Annotated in this window: 15 protein-coding genes; 14 read left to right on the top strand and 1 reads right to left on the bottom strand. The window is 29.6% G+C overall.

Translation table 11 applies throughout. The annotated features are described in order from the left end of the window. The first annotated feature begins 31 nt into the window (after positions 1-31). The 11 genes from hisC (at position 32) to AQ1685_RS10950 (ending at position 8382) form a co-directional block, all read left to right on the top strand. Positions 32-1063, top strand: a complete 1032-nt coding sequence (gene hisC, locus AQ1685_RS11000; protein ID WP_095072102.1) for a histidinol-phosphate transaminase — start codon at positions 32-34, stop codon at positions 1061-1063. Positions 1064-1213: 150 nt separating this feature from the next. Beyond that, positions 1214-2350, top strand: a complete 1137-nt coding sequence (gene hisB / locus AQ1685_RS10995; protein WP_095072101.1) for a bifunctional histidinol-phosphatase/imidazoleglycerol-phosphate dehydratase HisB — start codon at positions 1214-1216, stop codon at positions 2348-2350. A 75-nt stretch (positions 2351-2425) separates the two neighbouring features. After that, positions 2426-3013 carry an imidazole glycerol phosphate synthase subunit HisH gene (gene hisH / locus AQ1685_RS10990; protein WP_095072099.1) on the top strand — a complete coding sequence of 196 codons (588 nt, stop codon included), beginning with the start codon at positions 2426-2428 and terminating at the stop codon, positions 3011-3013. A gap of 34 nt (positions 3014-3047) precedes the next feature. Further along, the gene (locus AQ1685_RS10985; RefSeq protein ID WP_095072097.1) at positions 3048-3395 is read left to right on the top strand and encodes a four helix bundle protein; all 348 of its coding nucleotides are present in this window, start codon (positions 3048-3050) and stop codon (positions 3393-3395) included. A 40-nt stretch (positions 3396-3435) separates the two neighbouring features. Next, on the top strand, positions 3436-4188 hold the full coding sequence (gene hisA / locus AQ1685_RS10980) for a 1-(5-phosphoribosyl)-5-[(5-phosphoribosylamino)methylideneamino]imidazole-4-carboxamide isomerase (RefSeq protein ID WP_095072095.1): 753 nt from the start codon (positions 3436-3438) through the stop codon (positions 4186-4188). Between the two features lie 4 nt (positions 4189-4192). Then, entirely contained in the window at positions 4193-4705 is a 513-nt protein-coding gene (locus AQ1685_RS10975; RefSeq protein ID WP_095072094.1) for a DinB family protein, read from the top strand. A gap of 1 nt (position 4706) precedes the next feature. Next, positions 4707-5462, top strand: coding sequence for an imidazole glycerol phosphate synthase subunit HisF (hisF, locus tag AQ1685_RS10970; protein WP_095072092.1), 756 nt, complete (start codon positions 4707-4709; stop codon positions 5460-5462). Positions 5463-5637: 175 nt separating this feature from the next. After that, complete coding sequence (locus AQ1685_RS10965; protein WP_095072091.1) at positions 5638-5979, top strand: cyclic-phosphate processing receiver domain-containing protein; 342 nt, start codon at positions 5638-5640, stop codon at positions 5977-5979. 81 nt (positions 5980-6060) lie between these two features. Then, positions 6061-6654 (top strand): bifunctional phosphoribosyl-AMP cyclohydrolase/phosphoribosyl-ATP diphosphatase HisIE, encoded by a 594-nt coding sequence (gene hisIE, locus AQ1685_RS10960; RefSeq protein ID WP_262509598.1) that lies wholly within the window; start codon positions 6061-6063, stop codon positions 6652-6654. Between the two features lie 105 nt (positions 6655-6759). Then, the gene (locus AQ1685_RS10955; RefSeq protein ID WP_095072089.1) at positions 6760-6981 is read left to right on the top strand and encodes a hypothetical protein; all 222 of its coding nucleotides are present in this window, start codon (positions 6760-6762) and stop codon (positions 6979-6981) included. A gap of 336 nt (positions 6982-7317) precedes the next feature. Beyond that, complete coding sequence (locus AQ1685_RS10950; RefSeq protein WP_095072088.1) at positions 7318-8382, top strand: glycerophosphodiester phosphodiesterase family protein; 1065 nt, start codon at positions 7318-7320, stop codon at positions 8380-8382. Between the two features lie 65 nt (positions 8383-8447). Here AQ1685_RS10950 and AQ1685_RS10945 read toward each other — a convergent pair whose 3' ends face one another. Further along, positions 8448-9665, bottom strand: a complete 1218-nt coding sequence (locus tag AQ1685_RS10945) for an NADH:flavin oxidoreductase/NADH oxidase family protein (protein WP_095072087.1) — start codon at positions 9663-9665, stop codon at positions 8448-8450. A gap of 143 nt (positions 9666-9808) precedes the next feature. Here AQ1685_RS10945 and AQ1685_RS10940 point away from each other — a divergent pair, with 143 nt between their 5' ends. The 3 genes from AQ1685_RS10940 to AQ1685_RS10930 all read left to right on the top strand — a co-directional run bounded on the left by AQ1685_RS10940 (position 9809) and on the right by AQ1685_RS10930 (position 14903). Next, complete coding sequence (locus AQ1685_RS10940; RefSeq protein WP_095072086.1) at positions 9809-11038, top strand: class I SAM-dependent rRNA methyltransferase; 1230 nt, start codon at positions 9809-9811, stop codon at positions 11036-11038. A gap of 40 nt (positions 11039-11078) precedes the next feature. Next, on the top strand, positions 11079-11999 hold the full coding sequence (locus AQ1685_RS10935) for an EamA family transporter (RefSeq protein ID WP_095072084.1): 921 nt from the start codon (positions 11079-11081) through the stop codon (positions 11997-11999). A 120-nt stretch (positions 12000-12119) separates the two neighbouring features. Further along, on the top strand, positions 12120-14903 hold the full coding sequence (locus tag AQ1685_RS10930) for a tandem-95 repeat protein (RefSeq protein ID WP_095072083.1): 2784 nt from the start codon (positions 12120-12122) through the stop codon (positions 14901-14903). Positions 14904-15149 lie beyond the last annotated feature (246 nt).

Genomic DNA, 15149 nt, shown 5'->3' with positions numbered 1-15149 from the left:
GCCGAACTTGTTCAGCATCTCGTAAATAGAAATGAAAACAATTAATTTAGAAAATATAGTTAGAGAAAACATTTTAAATCTAACACCATATTCATCAGCAAGAGACGAATTTAAAGGGGCTGCAGATGTATTTTTAGATGCGAATGAAAATCCTTACGGAACATTAAATCGTTATCCAGATCCACACCAAAGAGAAATCAAGCAAAAGTTAGCGAAAATCAAAAACGTTGAACCGAGTCAAGTTTTCATAGGAAACGGAAGCGATGAAATTATTGATTTAGCTTACAGAATCTTTTGTAAACCTGGAGTTGATAAAGCATTAACATTCTCACCAACTTACGGAATGTACGATGTTTCTGCAGGAATTAATAATGTAGAATTAATTAAACAACCGTTGATTAATGATTATCAGATCAATTTAAATCAATTACAACCGTATTTAGATGATCCGAAAGTAAAAATCATTTTTGTGTGTTCACCGAACAATCCTACAGGAAATTCTTTCAATATAGAAGATGTAGAATACATTCTTGATAATTTTGATGGCATTGTTATTATAGATGAAGCATATATCGATTTTAGTGATCAAGCATCATTTGTTAGTAAAATTAACGATTATGAAAACTTAATTGTTAGTCAGACATTTAGCAAAGCTTGGGGATTAGCAGGAGTTCGTGTTGGAGCGGCTTATATGAATGAAAAACTAATGGATTTATACAAGCGTGTAAAACCACCATATAACGTAAGTGTTTTAAATCAAGAAGCTGTTTTAGAATCGTTAAACGCTTATGAGTTAGTTCAAGCAAATATCAAAGCAATTTTACAAGAACGAGATAATTTAAGAGAGAAATTAGCGGCATTAAAGATTGTAAATAAAATTTACCCTACAGATGCTAACTTTTTATTGGTAAACGTAGATAATGCGGATAAAACGTATGATTATTTAATACAAGAAAAGGTAATCATTAGAAACCGTAACAAAGTAGTTAATAACTGTATTAGAATCACGGTAGGAACACCTGAGGAAAACGAGAGATTAATTGAAAGCCTTAAATTAATATAGTAATATATTTATAAAACAGTTCAATAATAAGTTTAAATAACAGACAAAAATAAAATAGTATTAAGTATGTAGTACTTAGTACAAAGTAGTTTTAGTACGAGTTTATAATAACTTAACACTCTGTACTAACTACTTAATACTAAATAAATCATGAAAAAAGTATTATTTATAGATAGAGACGGAACTTTAGTAATAGAACCACCAATTGATTATCAATTAGATAGTTTAGAAAAATTAGAGTTTTATCCAAAAGTATTTCGTTACATGGCTAAAATAGCTGAAGAGTTAGATTACGAATTAGTAATGGTAACAAATCAAGATGGATTAGGAACAGATTCTTTTCCTGAAGATACATTTTGGCCTGCACAAAATAAAGTGATTACAGCTTTTGAAAGAGAAGGAGTTGTATTTTCTGAAGTAGTAATTGATAAAACTTTTGCTCATGAAAATGCACCAACTCGTAAACCAAGAACCGGATTATTAACACATTACTTTTCTGAAGAATATGATCTAAAAAATTCTTTTGTGTTAGGTGATCGTATTACGGATATGGAGTTAGCGAAAAACTTAGGAGCAAAAGGAATTTACTTATCTGAAAATCCAGAATTAGGAGCAGATGAAATCGAAGCTTCTAAACAAGAAATTGTCGATTGTATTGCTTTAACAAGTACAGATTGGAAAGAGATTTATGAATTTTTAAAGTTAGAAGATCGTGTTGCAGAGATTACAAGAAACACGAACGAAACTAAAATCTATATCAAACTGAATTTAGATGGTTCTGGTAAAAATGATATTGATACAGGATTAAAGTTTTTCGATCACATGTTAGATCAAATTGGTCGTCATGGAGCAATGGATTTAACAATCAAAGTAGATGGAGATTTAGAAGTAGATGAACATCACACTATCGAAGATACCATGATTGCTTTCGGAGAATTATTCAATAAAGCTTTAGGAAATAAATTAGGTATAGAGCGTTACGGTTTCTGTTTACCAATGGATGATTGTTTGGCGCAAGTTGCTGTTGATTTTGGAGGAAGAAACTGGTTAGAATGGGATGCAGAGTTTAAACGAGAGAAAATAGGAGATATGCCAACAGAAATGTTTTTCCACTTGTTTAAATCATTTACAGACGGAGCGAAATGTAATTTAAATATTAAAGCAGAAGGTGTAAACGAACATCATAAGATAGAAGGTATTTTTAAAGCTTTTGCTAAGGCAATGAAAATGGCCGTTAAGCGAGATGCAAATAAAATGTTTTTACCAAGTACAAAAGGGCTACTTTAGTAGCTAGTATTAAGTTTTGAGCACAAAGTTTACTATTTTGAAAACTTAATACTAATTACTCAATACTAAAAAAGAATGAAATTAGTAATAATAGATTACGGAGCAGGAAATATAAAAAGTATTCAATTTGCTTTTAAACGTTTAGGAGTCGATGCTGTGTTAACCAATAATGTAGCAGAAATCCAGAATGCAGACAAGGTGATTTTCCCTGGTGTCGGAGAAGCAAGTTCTGCAATGCAAAAACTAAGAGAAAGCGGATTAGATAAAGTGATTCCAACTTTAAAACAACCTGTTTTAGGAATTTGTTTAGGAATGCAGTTGATGTGTAATTCTTCAGAAGAAGGAAACACAAAAGGTCTTGGTATTTTCGATGTAGATATCAAACGTTTTTCTAACGAAGTTAAAGTTCCACAAATGGGATGGAACACGGTAACAGATTTAAAGTCTGAATTATTCAAAGACATAAAAGAAGACGAATATATGTACTTGGTACATAGTTTTTACGCTGAAGATTGTAAATACGCTATAGCTTCTACAGAATACGGTGTGAAATATGCCACAGCTTTGCATAAAGATAATTTCTACGGAACGCAATTTCACCCAGAGAAAAGTGGAGTAGAAGGAGAGAAGATTTTAAAAAACTTTCTCAATCTAGACGATTGAGAGTAATAAGAAGCTAGTAAAAAGTATAAAGTTTATGAATAGTTATGAAAATTTAAAAATTTGGCAAAAAGCAATGAACTTAGTTGAAGAAGTTTATTCTTTGATGAAATCATTGCCTCAAGAAGAGAAATATGGATTAATATCTCAGATTAAAAGATGTAGTATTTCGATACCTTCAAATATATCTGAAGGAGCTGGAAGAAATTCTAATAAAGAGTTTAAACACTTTTTAAGTATTGCAAATGGTTCTACCTGCGAACTAGAAACACAAATATTATTATCAGTTAGACTAGAGTTTATTAAACAAAAACAAGTAAAAGATATTTTAAATTTATGTAATGAAGTAAAAAAGATGAATTTTGCTCTTCAAAAGAGTTTATAACTTAATACTTCTTACTAAATACTTAAGACTAATAATTAAAATGAGAATCATACCAGCCATAGATATTATAGACGGAAAATGTGTCCGTTTAACAAAAGGCGATTACGATACAAAAAAAATATATAATGAAAGTCCTGTTGAAGTTGCTAAGGAATTTCAAGATGCAGGAATCGAATATTTACACGTAGTAGATTTAGACGGCGCTAAAGCCAGTAGAATAATAAACTATAAAGTTTTAGAAGAGATTGCGACGAAGACTTCTTTAAAAATTGATTTCGGAGGTGGATTAAAATCTGATGAGGATTTAAATATCGCTTTCGAATCGGGAGCAAATCAAATTACAGGAGGAAGTATTGCTGTAAAGAAGCCAGAAGTTTTTGAAAGTTGGATTCAAAAATACGGATCAGATAAAATCATTTTAGGAGCAGATTTTTATCCAGACGATACAGGAGGAAAAATAGCAATAAGTGGTTGGCAAGAAGAAAGTAATTTAGCTTTATTACCTTTCATTCAAGGATATCAAGAAAAAGGAATTAGTTATGTGATTTGTACAGATATTTCTAAAGATGGAATGTTACAAGGTCCAAGTTTCGAAACGTACGAAGAGATTTTGTCAGATCAAGCGGAGTCGAGAGCTAAACTAAATCTTATCGCTTCAGGAGGAATTTCTAATTTCGATGAGCTACCAAAATTAGCTGAGTTAGGTTGTGAAGGAGTAATTATTGGTAAAGCCATTTATGAGAATAGAATAAGTTTAAAAGAATTAGAAAATTTTATAGTTTCAAATAGTTAATGTTATGAATGAAGAATTACTTAATGAATTCAAAGAGCAAATCATTTTTAGACTTGACGAAAGTTCAAGAATGAACATGAAATCTCTGGCTTTAATTTCCGAAGATGATGTGTGGAAACGTTTTAATGAATCATCAAATAGTATTGGTAATTTGATTTTACACCTTTGCGGAAATATAACTCAGTATGCCATTGCTTCTCTAGGGAATAAAGAAGATCAAAGAAATAGAGATTTAGAGTTTTCTACAGAAGAAGGATATACAAAAGCAGAATTATTAAATAAACTTTCAGGAACAGTACAAGAAGCAAAACGTACCATTTTAGAAGCTTCTCAAGAGGAATATTTAAGAAAAAGAGAAGTACAAGGTTTTAATTTTTCAGGAATAGGAATAGCTATACATGTTACAGAACATTATTCTTATCACACTGGTCAAATTGCATTTTGGGTTAAGCAATTAAAAAATAAAGATCTTGGATTTTACGATGGTATGGATTTAACAGTAAAAAATAAACAGTAACATGTTAACAAAAAGAATTATTCCTTGCTTAGATATAAAAAACGGAAGAACTGTAAAAGGTGTCAATTTCGTAAATCTAATAGATGCTGGTGATCCAGTTGTATTAGCTAAACAATATGCAGAAATAGGAGCAGACGAATTGGTGTTTTTAGATATTGCAGCTACACTAGAAAATAGAGGAACTACTTTAGATATGGTAGAAAAAGTTGCCGCACAAGTAAATATTCCATTTACAGTTGGTGGAGGAATTTCTTCTGTAGAACATGTAGATGCATTACTAAAATGTGGCGCAGATAAAGTTTCTATCAACTCATCGGCAGTAAAAAGACCAGAACTGGTAAATGAATTATCTCAAAAATTCGGAAGTCAATGTGTAGTTGTAGCCATAGATGCAAAACAAATTAATGGAGAATGGAAAGTACATTTAGCTGGAGGAACGATTCCTACAGAATTAAATCTTTTCGATTGGGCTAAGGAAGTGGAAGAAAGAGGTGCCGGAGAAATCTTATTCACTTCTATGGATAACGACGGAACTAAAGCAGGTTTTGCTAATAAAGCTTTAGCAAGGTTATCAGAAGAGTTAAATATTCCAATTATCGCTTCTGGTGGTGCAGGTTCTGTACAGCATTTTGTAGATACGTTTATAGAAGGAAAATCAGATGCAGCATTGGCAGCTAGTGTTTTTCACTTCGGAGAAATTCCAATTCCTGAGTTAAAACAAGAATTAAGAGATAAAAATATACCTGTTCGGTTGTAAATGAGTGTAATGTAATAAAGACAATATTTTGTCAGTTCGAGTGATTTTTGATGATTTCATACTGTCGAAATCATCAAAATCGTATCGAGAACAATCTTGAATTACTTCTCGATATTAAATTATTTTTCATTTCATTACAAATAATTTCACTCGAAGTGACAGTTAAAATAGAAAAATGAAAAAGAAAAAATTATTTCTAGATGATATTAGAACCATAGACATGGTTTACGATGCGTCGGAAGAAAAAAATTATGACATTGTAAGAACTTACGAAGCTTTTGTTGCTTACATAAAAGAAAATGGATTACCTGATTTTATCAGTTTTGATAATGATCTTGGATTAGATAAAAATGGTGAAGTTGCTTTAGATGGATATGCTGCTGCAAAGTGGTTAGTGTATGAATCAGGATTAGACTTATCAGAGTTAAAATATAAAGTACATTCTGCAAATCCAGTAGCAGCAGAACAAATAAGAGGATTATTAAATAATTATATCGAGTTTTTAAATAAAAAATGAATGTCAACTCGAGCGCAGTTGAGATGTATTTAAATAAATATATCAGTAGGTCTCGACTGCGCTCGACCTGACAACAAAAACATAAAAATGAAAATAGATTTTACTAAAAGCAGTGATGGGTTAGTACCTGTTGTGGTTCAAAACAACAATACTTTACAAGTTTTAATGTTAGGATACATGAACCAAGAAGCATTTGAAAAAACTGAAAAAGAGCAAGTAGTTACCTTTTTTAGTAGAAGTAAAAACAGATTATGGACCAAAGGTGAATCGAGTGGAAATTTTTTACATGTAAAAGATATTCAAATCGATTGTGATAATGATACAGTATTAATCAAAGCAGATCCTAAAGGGCCAACTTGTCATAAAGGCGATACTTCTTGTTTTGCTGAAGAAACTCCTAAAGGTTTCTTATATGAGTTAGAACAAATCATTCACGATAGAATTGACAACAATGTTGAGTCTTCTTACACGAATAAGTTATACAAGAGAGGGATAAATAAAGTAGCTCAAAAAGTAGGTGAAGAAGCAGTAGAATTAGTTATTGAAGCTAAAGATGATAACGACGAGTTATTTACAAATGAAGCTGCAGATTTAATGTATCACTACATTATTTTATTAAAAGCAAAAGGATTTACTTTAAAAGACATTGAAGCTGTTTTAAAAAGCAGACATTAGAGAACGTTAAATGTCTCTATAACAGTATAGATCTTAAATTTAGAGTTTAAATTAAACACTCATTTTTATTAAATTTGACTTTAATTAACCTTTTAAATTCATATTATGCTAAAAAAAATTTTAAATCTAGGATCTTCATTAACAAAAGAAGATCAAAAAAAAATTTCTGGAGGTTTTGATGACTGTTTTTTTCTAGGAACTTGTACTCAAACCATATTATGCCAATGTTTAAATATACCTGAAGAAATCCCTGTAAGATTGCCTTCATGTTCTTCATGTAAAGCTTATTGCAATAATGGAACGTATTTATGCACAAATAGGTTTTAAAAATGATTTTAAGGTGTATATACCAGGTACTTCATTACTTTTATAAATCAATTTAAAGAAACTTTTTACAAGAACTATCTAAAGAAATTTTAGGTAGTTCTTATTTTTTAATATAATAGTTTAGTATATCTAAGTTTAGCTTTTAATTATAATTTCACAGTTAATTTAAATATAGCTAGTAGTGCTTAAATTATCTTTAGATTAATAAAATGTAATCACCTTAATGTTAAGATAAACATTACTTATTTTAAGAGAGATTGTAGTAATGTTTTACTAATATAATCGCGGTTTCATCTATTTAGTTTAGCGGACATATTAACCTAAAATCTAAATAAAATGAAACAAAAATTATGCGTATTACTACTACTTGTATTAACACAGATTACAGTTCAAAGTCAAGACTTCTTAATTAGTGCGCACAGAGGAAATTCAAGTGAAGCTCCAGAAAATACATTAATAGCTAATGAACTTGCAATTGATGCAAAAGCTGATTTTATCGAATGTGATGTAAGAAGAACAAGAGATGGAGTTTTGGTTTTAATGCACGATAGTACATTAGACAGAACTACAAATACTAGAGGAAGATTAAGAAACTTCAATTACAGTCAATTAGCAAATGTAAGTGCAGGTTACTCAAGAAGATTTGGGAATCAATTTTCAAATGAAAGAATACCAACATTAAGAGAAGCTTTAGTCCAAGCCAAAGGAAGAGCTAAAGTTGAGATAGAGATTAAAGAAAGCGGATTAGCAGATGCAGTTGTGGCTCTAGTAAAAGAACTGAATATGGGAAATGATGTCATTATTATTTCATTCATTTTTTCAGAATTACAAAGAGTAAAACAGATTTCTAATATTCCAATTAAATATTTAGTTAGTATTTTCTGGGGAAGTAGCACGTTAAGAAGAGTTCAGAGTATTGGTGGAGAATATTTCGGACCAAGAGGTGTTGTATCTACATCTAGAATAAGAGAAGCTAGAGCTATGGGAATTGAAATTATTTCTTATACGATAGATTCTGAAAGAGACATTAGAAGAGCAATTCAAAATGGACAAAAAGGTATTGCTACAAATTATCCAAGAAGAGCTTATAGAATTAGACAAGAGTTACAAGGCAAGTCAGTAATCACAACTGAAGATATTTTACCAGTAACTGATCAATTAGATACAGATGAGGTAATAGTGTATCCAAATCCAACTATAAATTCTTTTCAAATAAAAACGGATAAGGTTTCAGGAAAAGTAAGAATTGTAAACACTTTAGGTCAAACTGTAGCTAATTTCGGAAATATTAAAAATGTAACGAATTACAACTTTACAATTCCTAGTTTACAAAGTGGGAGATACATAGTGATCATTGAAACAGAAACATCAATAGAAAAATTACCGTTGCTAATTAAATAGAAGCATAATTATATCAATTCTTAAACTCCATCTTTTATAAAACAAGATGGAGTTTTTGTTTGCTTTTATTTCCTAGTCAGTTTAAACTTAAAAATTAAGAAAAGATAATTAAAGAATACAGACCAAGCACTTAGTTTTAAATTCGGTTTTTTACCTAAACCTAAACGTTTTATTTGAGCTTCGTACCAAATAATGTTCATCATTCCATCAATACCTTTCACACCAGTTTTATTAATGTTTACACCAAAGTTTGATCTACTTTCTTCCAAAATCTCATTTCCGATATTAGGAAACAAAGTAAAGGGACGTGCTAATCCAACTACGTCAAGTTCTTCAGATGCTATAGCTTCTTGCATTACAGAGACGGTTCTAAAACCTCCAGTTAACATTAATGGAGTTTTAGTTATAGCTCTTGCTTTTTCGATATAATCAATAAAATAAGCTTCTCTTTCTTTAGTACTTTGCTTACGATTTCCCATCATCATTGCAGGGGCTTCGTATGTTCCACCAGAAATTTCAATTAAATCAATTCCAGCTTCCGAAAGTAATTCAATTACTTTCATAGAATCTTCTTCACTAAATCCACCTTTTTGAAAATGAGCAGAGTTTAACTTAATTCCAATAGGAAAATCTGGACCTACTTGTTTTCTAATTTCTTTATAAACTTCCAGTACAAATCGAGCTCTTTTTTCTAAACTTCCTCCCCAGTCATCTTCACGAACATTAGCATAAGGCGATAAAAACTGACTTACCAAATATCCATGAGCTCCGTGTATTTGAACTCCTCCAAAACCAGCTTCTTTTAAAATCGCAGCCGTTGTTCCGAAACGTTTAATAATATCTTCAATTTCTTCATGCGTTAAAGCTTCAGGAATTTTAGTTGTCGCTTTTTTTCTTCCTTTAGATTTTAAAGGAATTGCAGACGGAGCTTTTAAAACATTATTAATTTGATCCATCGCTTGTCGTCCAGGATGATTAATTTGTACCCAAAGCTGAGTGTTTGTTTCTTGTACAGAATTTGCCCATTCTTGTAATTTTTCGAAGTGACGTTTGTCTTCTACAACGACATTCATAGGTTCACCAAGAGCTTTGCTATCAATCATTACATTACCCGTAATTAATAATCCAGAACCACTTTTTGCCCATTTTTTATAAGCATTTATTAAGACTGGCGTAGGTTCGTGAGTTTTATTAGATAAGTTTTCACTCATTGCAGATTTAGCAATTCTATTAGCTAATACGGTTCCGTTGGGAAGTGTAAGTTGATCTTGTAGTGTAGTCATTGGGTCGATTAAAATAGTATGTAATTTACTTAGTTCTTAAAAATACTTAATACATCTAAATTACTTAGATATAAAATGAAAAAGTTTTGAGAATAGTTTTTATGAATACCTATTTTTGTAGCTCATTTTTTAGTGAATGATTTATGAAGTTTAGTGAACACATTGTATCTAACTATAAACCAAAAAATCTTGCTGTAAAACTTTCTAGCAAAGGAGAACAACATGTAATTAAAAAACATCCTTGGGTATTTTCAAATAGTATCGAAAAGATTACTAATGAACCTAAAACTGGTGATTTAGCTATTATTTTTAGTAAGAAAAGAAATAAGGTCGTTGGCATTGGTTTGTATGATGCAGATTCGCCAATTCGAATAAAAGTAATTCATAATGAAAATGAAAAAGCTACGATAAATGCTGAGTTTTTTCAGACTAAAATTGAAACAGCTTACAATAAGCGTGAAAAATTATTAGAAACAAATACCAATAGTTACCGACTTATTTTTGGTGAAAATGATGGATTTCCGTCTTTAATTGCTGATGTATATGCCAGTGTTTTAGTAGTGAAATTGTATTCTGAAATTTGGTTACCTTTTTTACAAGATATATTACAAAGTTTGCAGCAAGTTTCTAAAGCAAAAACTGTAGTGATTCGTTTAAGTAGAAATCTAGAGAAATCTACTAACCATAATTTGAAAGACGGAGAAGTAGTTTACGGAGTTTTAGAAGATGAAGTGGTACAATTTGTAGAACATAATGTGAATTTTTCTGCAAATGTGATTAAAGGACACAAAACAGGATACTTTTTAGATCATAGAGCAAATAGAAAACGAGTAGGAGAGTTGAGTAAAGGAAAACGTGTGTTAGATGTGTTTTCTTATGCTGGCGGATTTTCAGTTCATTCATTATACAATCAAGCAAAAGAAGTAACGAGTTTAGATATTAGTAAACAGGCTTTACAGATTGCTGTTGAAAATGGAAAATTGAATGATTATTCAGGAGTTCATAAAACTATTGCAGGTGATGCTTTTGAAGAATTACGAAAGTTGATTCAACAGAAAGTAAATTTTGATGTTGTTGTTATTGATCCACCAAGTTTTGCGAAACAAGCATCAGAAATTGATCTTGCAGAGAAAAAGTATAAGCAATTAGCGAAATTAGGTGTACAACTAACTGCTAAAAACGGATTATTAGTTTTAGCTTCTTGTTCATCTAGAGTTGTTGCTGAGACATTTTTTGATATTAATGAAGAAACATTAAAAGCATCGAAAAGAAGGTTTAAAATTGAAGCTAAAACTTACCATGATATCGATCATCCAATAGGCTTTCCAGAAGGTGCATATCTGAAATGTGGTTATTATCAGTTTTTAGATTAATTATACAATTTGATACAAGAATAAGCATTACCTTAGACCAATGAACAAGCAAAAATTACTTATAATATTAGCCTTTTTTTCAATTTATTTTGTTTGGGGATCAACTTATCTTTTCAATAAAATAGCAGTATCAGAATTACCACCGCTATTTTTGGCCGCAATACGTTTTAGTATGGCGGGCATTTTAATACTTGTTATCGCCAAACTACTTAAAAAATCAATAAAAATAACAAGGCAACAATTCTTAAATTCAACTATAGCAGGTTTTTTATTTTTAGTGTATGGTAATGGTGTTTTTGTTTGGGCTTTAAAATATGTAGATACTGGTTTTGCAGCACTTTTAGCATCTACACAACCGCTATTTGTTTTATTCTTACTTCGTTTAATAGATGGAAAAAAAATGCAAAAAAAATCAATTATTGGAGTAGGATTAGGTCTTTTAGGAATGTATTTGTTGGTAAGTCAAAAAACAATAGCTACATCTGAAGGAATGGTTTTAGGTATTTTTATGATGTTGTCTTGTGTATTAAGTTGGAGTTATGGTAGTGTGTTTGTATCTAAAGCTGATTTACCTAAAAACTTTTTAGTGAGTACAGGTTATCAAATGTTTATATCTAGTGTGTTATTAATATTTTGTAGTCTTGCTTTTAAAGAAGATATTTCTACAATAAAAACTATAAGTTATAAAGTTCAAATGGCTGTAGTTTTTCTAATACTTTTTGGAAGTATTGTCGCTTTTACAGCCTTTAACTATCTATTAAAAGTTGTATCTCCAGAGAAAGTGTCAACATCAGCCTATGTAAATCCAGTAGTCGCATTATTTTTGGGTTGGTATTTTTTAGATGAAAAGTTAACAAATCAATCTATTATAGCTACATTTGTACTGCTAACAGGAGTATATTTTATTACCTCAAGAAAAAGAATTGCTAAACAGAAAGTACGACCATCTCAGAAAACTTAAACTAATTAGTATCTTAATTAACAATAGGACTATAGATAACGTTCACTTTTACGCAAAAAAAATAAATAAAAGTTTAAATTTAAAGTAAAAAGTAAATACTTTTGCACAAAAAACAATCCTATGAAAAAAAAATACCTTATTTTTTTTATTGCTTTAATTGTGAATATTACAAACATATTTGGTCAAAATATTACAATTGAACAACAAGATATGTCTTCGTCCTTTCAATCTAATGTAGGACAGGGGCAAATTTTTACTGTAACAAAAAAATCTATAATTAATAACATAATTGTTTATTCTAGTGAGAATATCGGATATAATGCTTACTTTAAATTAGTTCAAGGTCCAAATAATCGAATATTACATGAAACAGAAGTTTTCATTAATCCTAATCCTAATGAAACTAAGATTAATATTTCTGAAACTTTAATTTTGGAACCTGGAGTTCAATATGCATATATCATTTGCTCTAGTATGAATTGCGATAGTGGAATAATAAAAACCTTTAAAGCTGGATGTTCTTATCCTGATGGTGAACTATATGGAAATGGATATGCAATTAGTGATCTAGATGATGATGTTTTTGATAGTAATGCGAGTTTTAATCATTGTGATTTAAGCTTCATAATTAATCTTACAAATATTATTATCACAGATGAAGATACACCAGTTAGTATACCAAATCCTCTAGATGATATTATTGGAAATTATAGTTTTGATAGTATTAATAGTAATATTCCATCGGATCGGATTACTGTAGATAATGGAATTTTACAAGTTAATTCTGATAACACATTTGTTTTTTCTCCAGAGCTGAATTTTAATGGTAGAGTTTCTATACCTTATGTTATTTCAGATACTAATGGTTTAACTAAAACTAGTAGTATTGAAATCTTTGTTCTTGCTATTGAAGACATACCTGAGGCTATAGAAGATAATTACATGGTGGATGAAGATAACTCTCTGGTTTTAAATCCACTTTTAAATGATAAAGATGGAGATGGAGATAGTTTAATTATAACTACTATTAATAATGAAAGATTTATTGAAGGTGTTATTTCTTTAGATAATGGTAGTATTAGTATTAATGAAGATAATTCAATATTGTTTGTTCCTTCTATTAATTTTAATGGTATTGTAACTATACCATATGAAATTACTGATAATTCAGGCTTAACTAGTTTTTCAAACATAAATATCTCTGTAAATCCTGTAAATGATATACCTGTAGCTAACAATGATTTTATTGAATTATCTGAAGGTAGTTCTATTTCTTTACTAGGTAATAATGAAATGACTATCTTACATAATGATACAGATGTAGAAAACAATAAATTGACAACCTTACTAGTTTCTGAACCTAGCTATGGTTCTTTAATCTTAAATACTGATGGAACATTTACTTATCAGCATGATGGATCGGATACAACATCAGATAAATTTATGTACAAAATATTTGATGGAGATTTAGAAAGTAATGTAGCAACAGTAGATATAATTATCAACCCTATAAATGATAATTTTCCTACTAGTATTATCCTATCTAATAAAAATATTCAAGAAAATATTTTTAAAGTAATAGGGGAATTTTCTACAGTTGATTTAGATTTACCGAATGATAATCATTCTTTTGAATTAGTTAGTGGTACAGGTGATGATGATAATTCTAGTTTTACTATAAATAATAATGAGTTATTAAACAATGCTTTGTTTGATTACGAATTACAACAGGTTTTATCAATTAGAGTTAAAGTCACAGATGGTAATAATCAATCCTTTGAAAAAGTTTTTCAGGTTGAAGTAATTAATGCTAACGATATAAATATTGTTACTAAAAAAAATAATTCGTTTTGTTCAGGCAATTCGGGAGGTACAGGTTCTATTTCAATAGTTGATGTTAGTAATACTTCTGGTATGTTGACTTACGAATGGTCTGCAATAAATGGAGGAATAGTTCCATTAGAACAAATAAACAGTCAAAATTTAAACGGATTGCCTAATGGTACCTATATTTTATCATTATCAGATGCTTATCATACTTACACTGAAAGTTTTGATATCAATTTAATACCACAGTATAATGAGTTAAGTATTTGCTACGTAACTAGCGATGATTCTGAAAAAACAAAGAATAGAATATATTTAAATAATGAAAATAATTATAATGTAGCTTTTTATGAAATTTTAAGGGAAAGTAATGTGTCTAATGTATATACAGTTATTGGCACAATAGCATCAAATGAAAATTCTTTTTTAGATGATACATCTAATAATTTATCACAACCTTATAATTATAAGGTAAGGTTGATTGATAACTGTGGTAATGTCTCTACAAACTCTAGTAATCATAAGTCTATACTTTTACAAAGCAACGTAGCAGTAGATGGATCTGTAAATTTAAACTGGTCTGATTATGAAGGAACTAATTTCTCAACCTATAAAATTTATAGGAATAAGAATCAAGAAGGAATTCAAGAAATAGCTTCCGTTTCATCTAACATTAATTCATTCAATGATATAGATGCAGATACTACAAATAATAGTTATGAATATTATATTTCAGTTTTTGTAGAAGGATGTTTTACTGAAACATTGAATAGAAGTATTAATATTACTGAAATAAAATCAAATTATCAGAGCTTAGGTAAAACTCTTTCAATAAATGATTATCACAGTGAATTAAAGTTATCTTCAGTATATCCAAATCCTGCTATTGAAAGTCTTAACATAAGAATTAGTAACAGTATAATTTTTATTAAAGGTGAAATTTACAATACTCTAGGTCAAAAAATTATGGTAATTAAAGAAAAAGAGTTCTCTATAAGTGAAATCCCTTCTTCAACCTATTTTATTAAAATTTATACTTCAAAGGGTATAATTACTCGAAATTTTATTAAAAAGTAAAAAGTAGTTAATTAAAAGAAGAGTCAATAGGTGTTAAAAATATGTACCTAGGGTAGGGATTTTTGAAATTGAGTTGTAATATACATGTAATCCACTAAATTTCTATTGATATGAACATGAAAAAAGTTTTAAATTATGCAATGTATACAGCATTAACAGTGACTGTATTATGCGGAACATTTTTTTTAATGGTAAAACATTTTAAAGATTTACCTATTATATAAAAGTATATATTCCAATTGCTGT

Source organism: Tenacibaculum jejuense, from assembly GCF_900198195.1.
In the GTDB taxonomy this organism is placed as follows: domain Bacteria; phylum Bacteroidota; class Bacteroidia; order Flavobacteriales; family Flavobacteriaceae; genus Polaribacter; species Polaribacter jejuensis.
The sequence above is the reverse complement of the archived record's forward strand: the minus strand, read 5'-3'. Positions and strand labels throughout refer to the sequence as shown.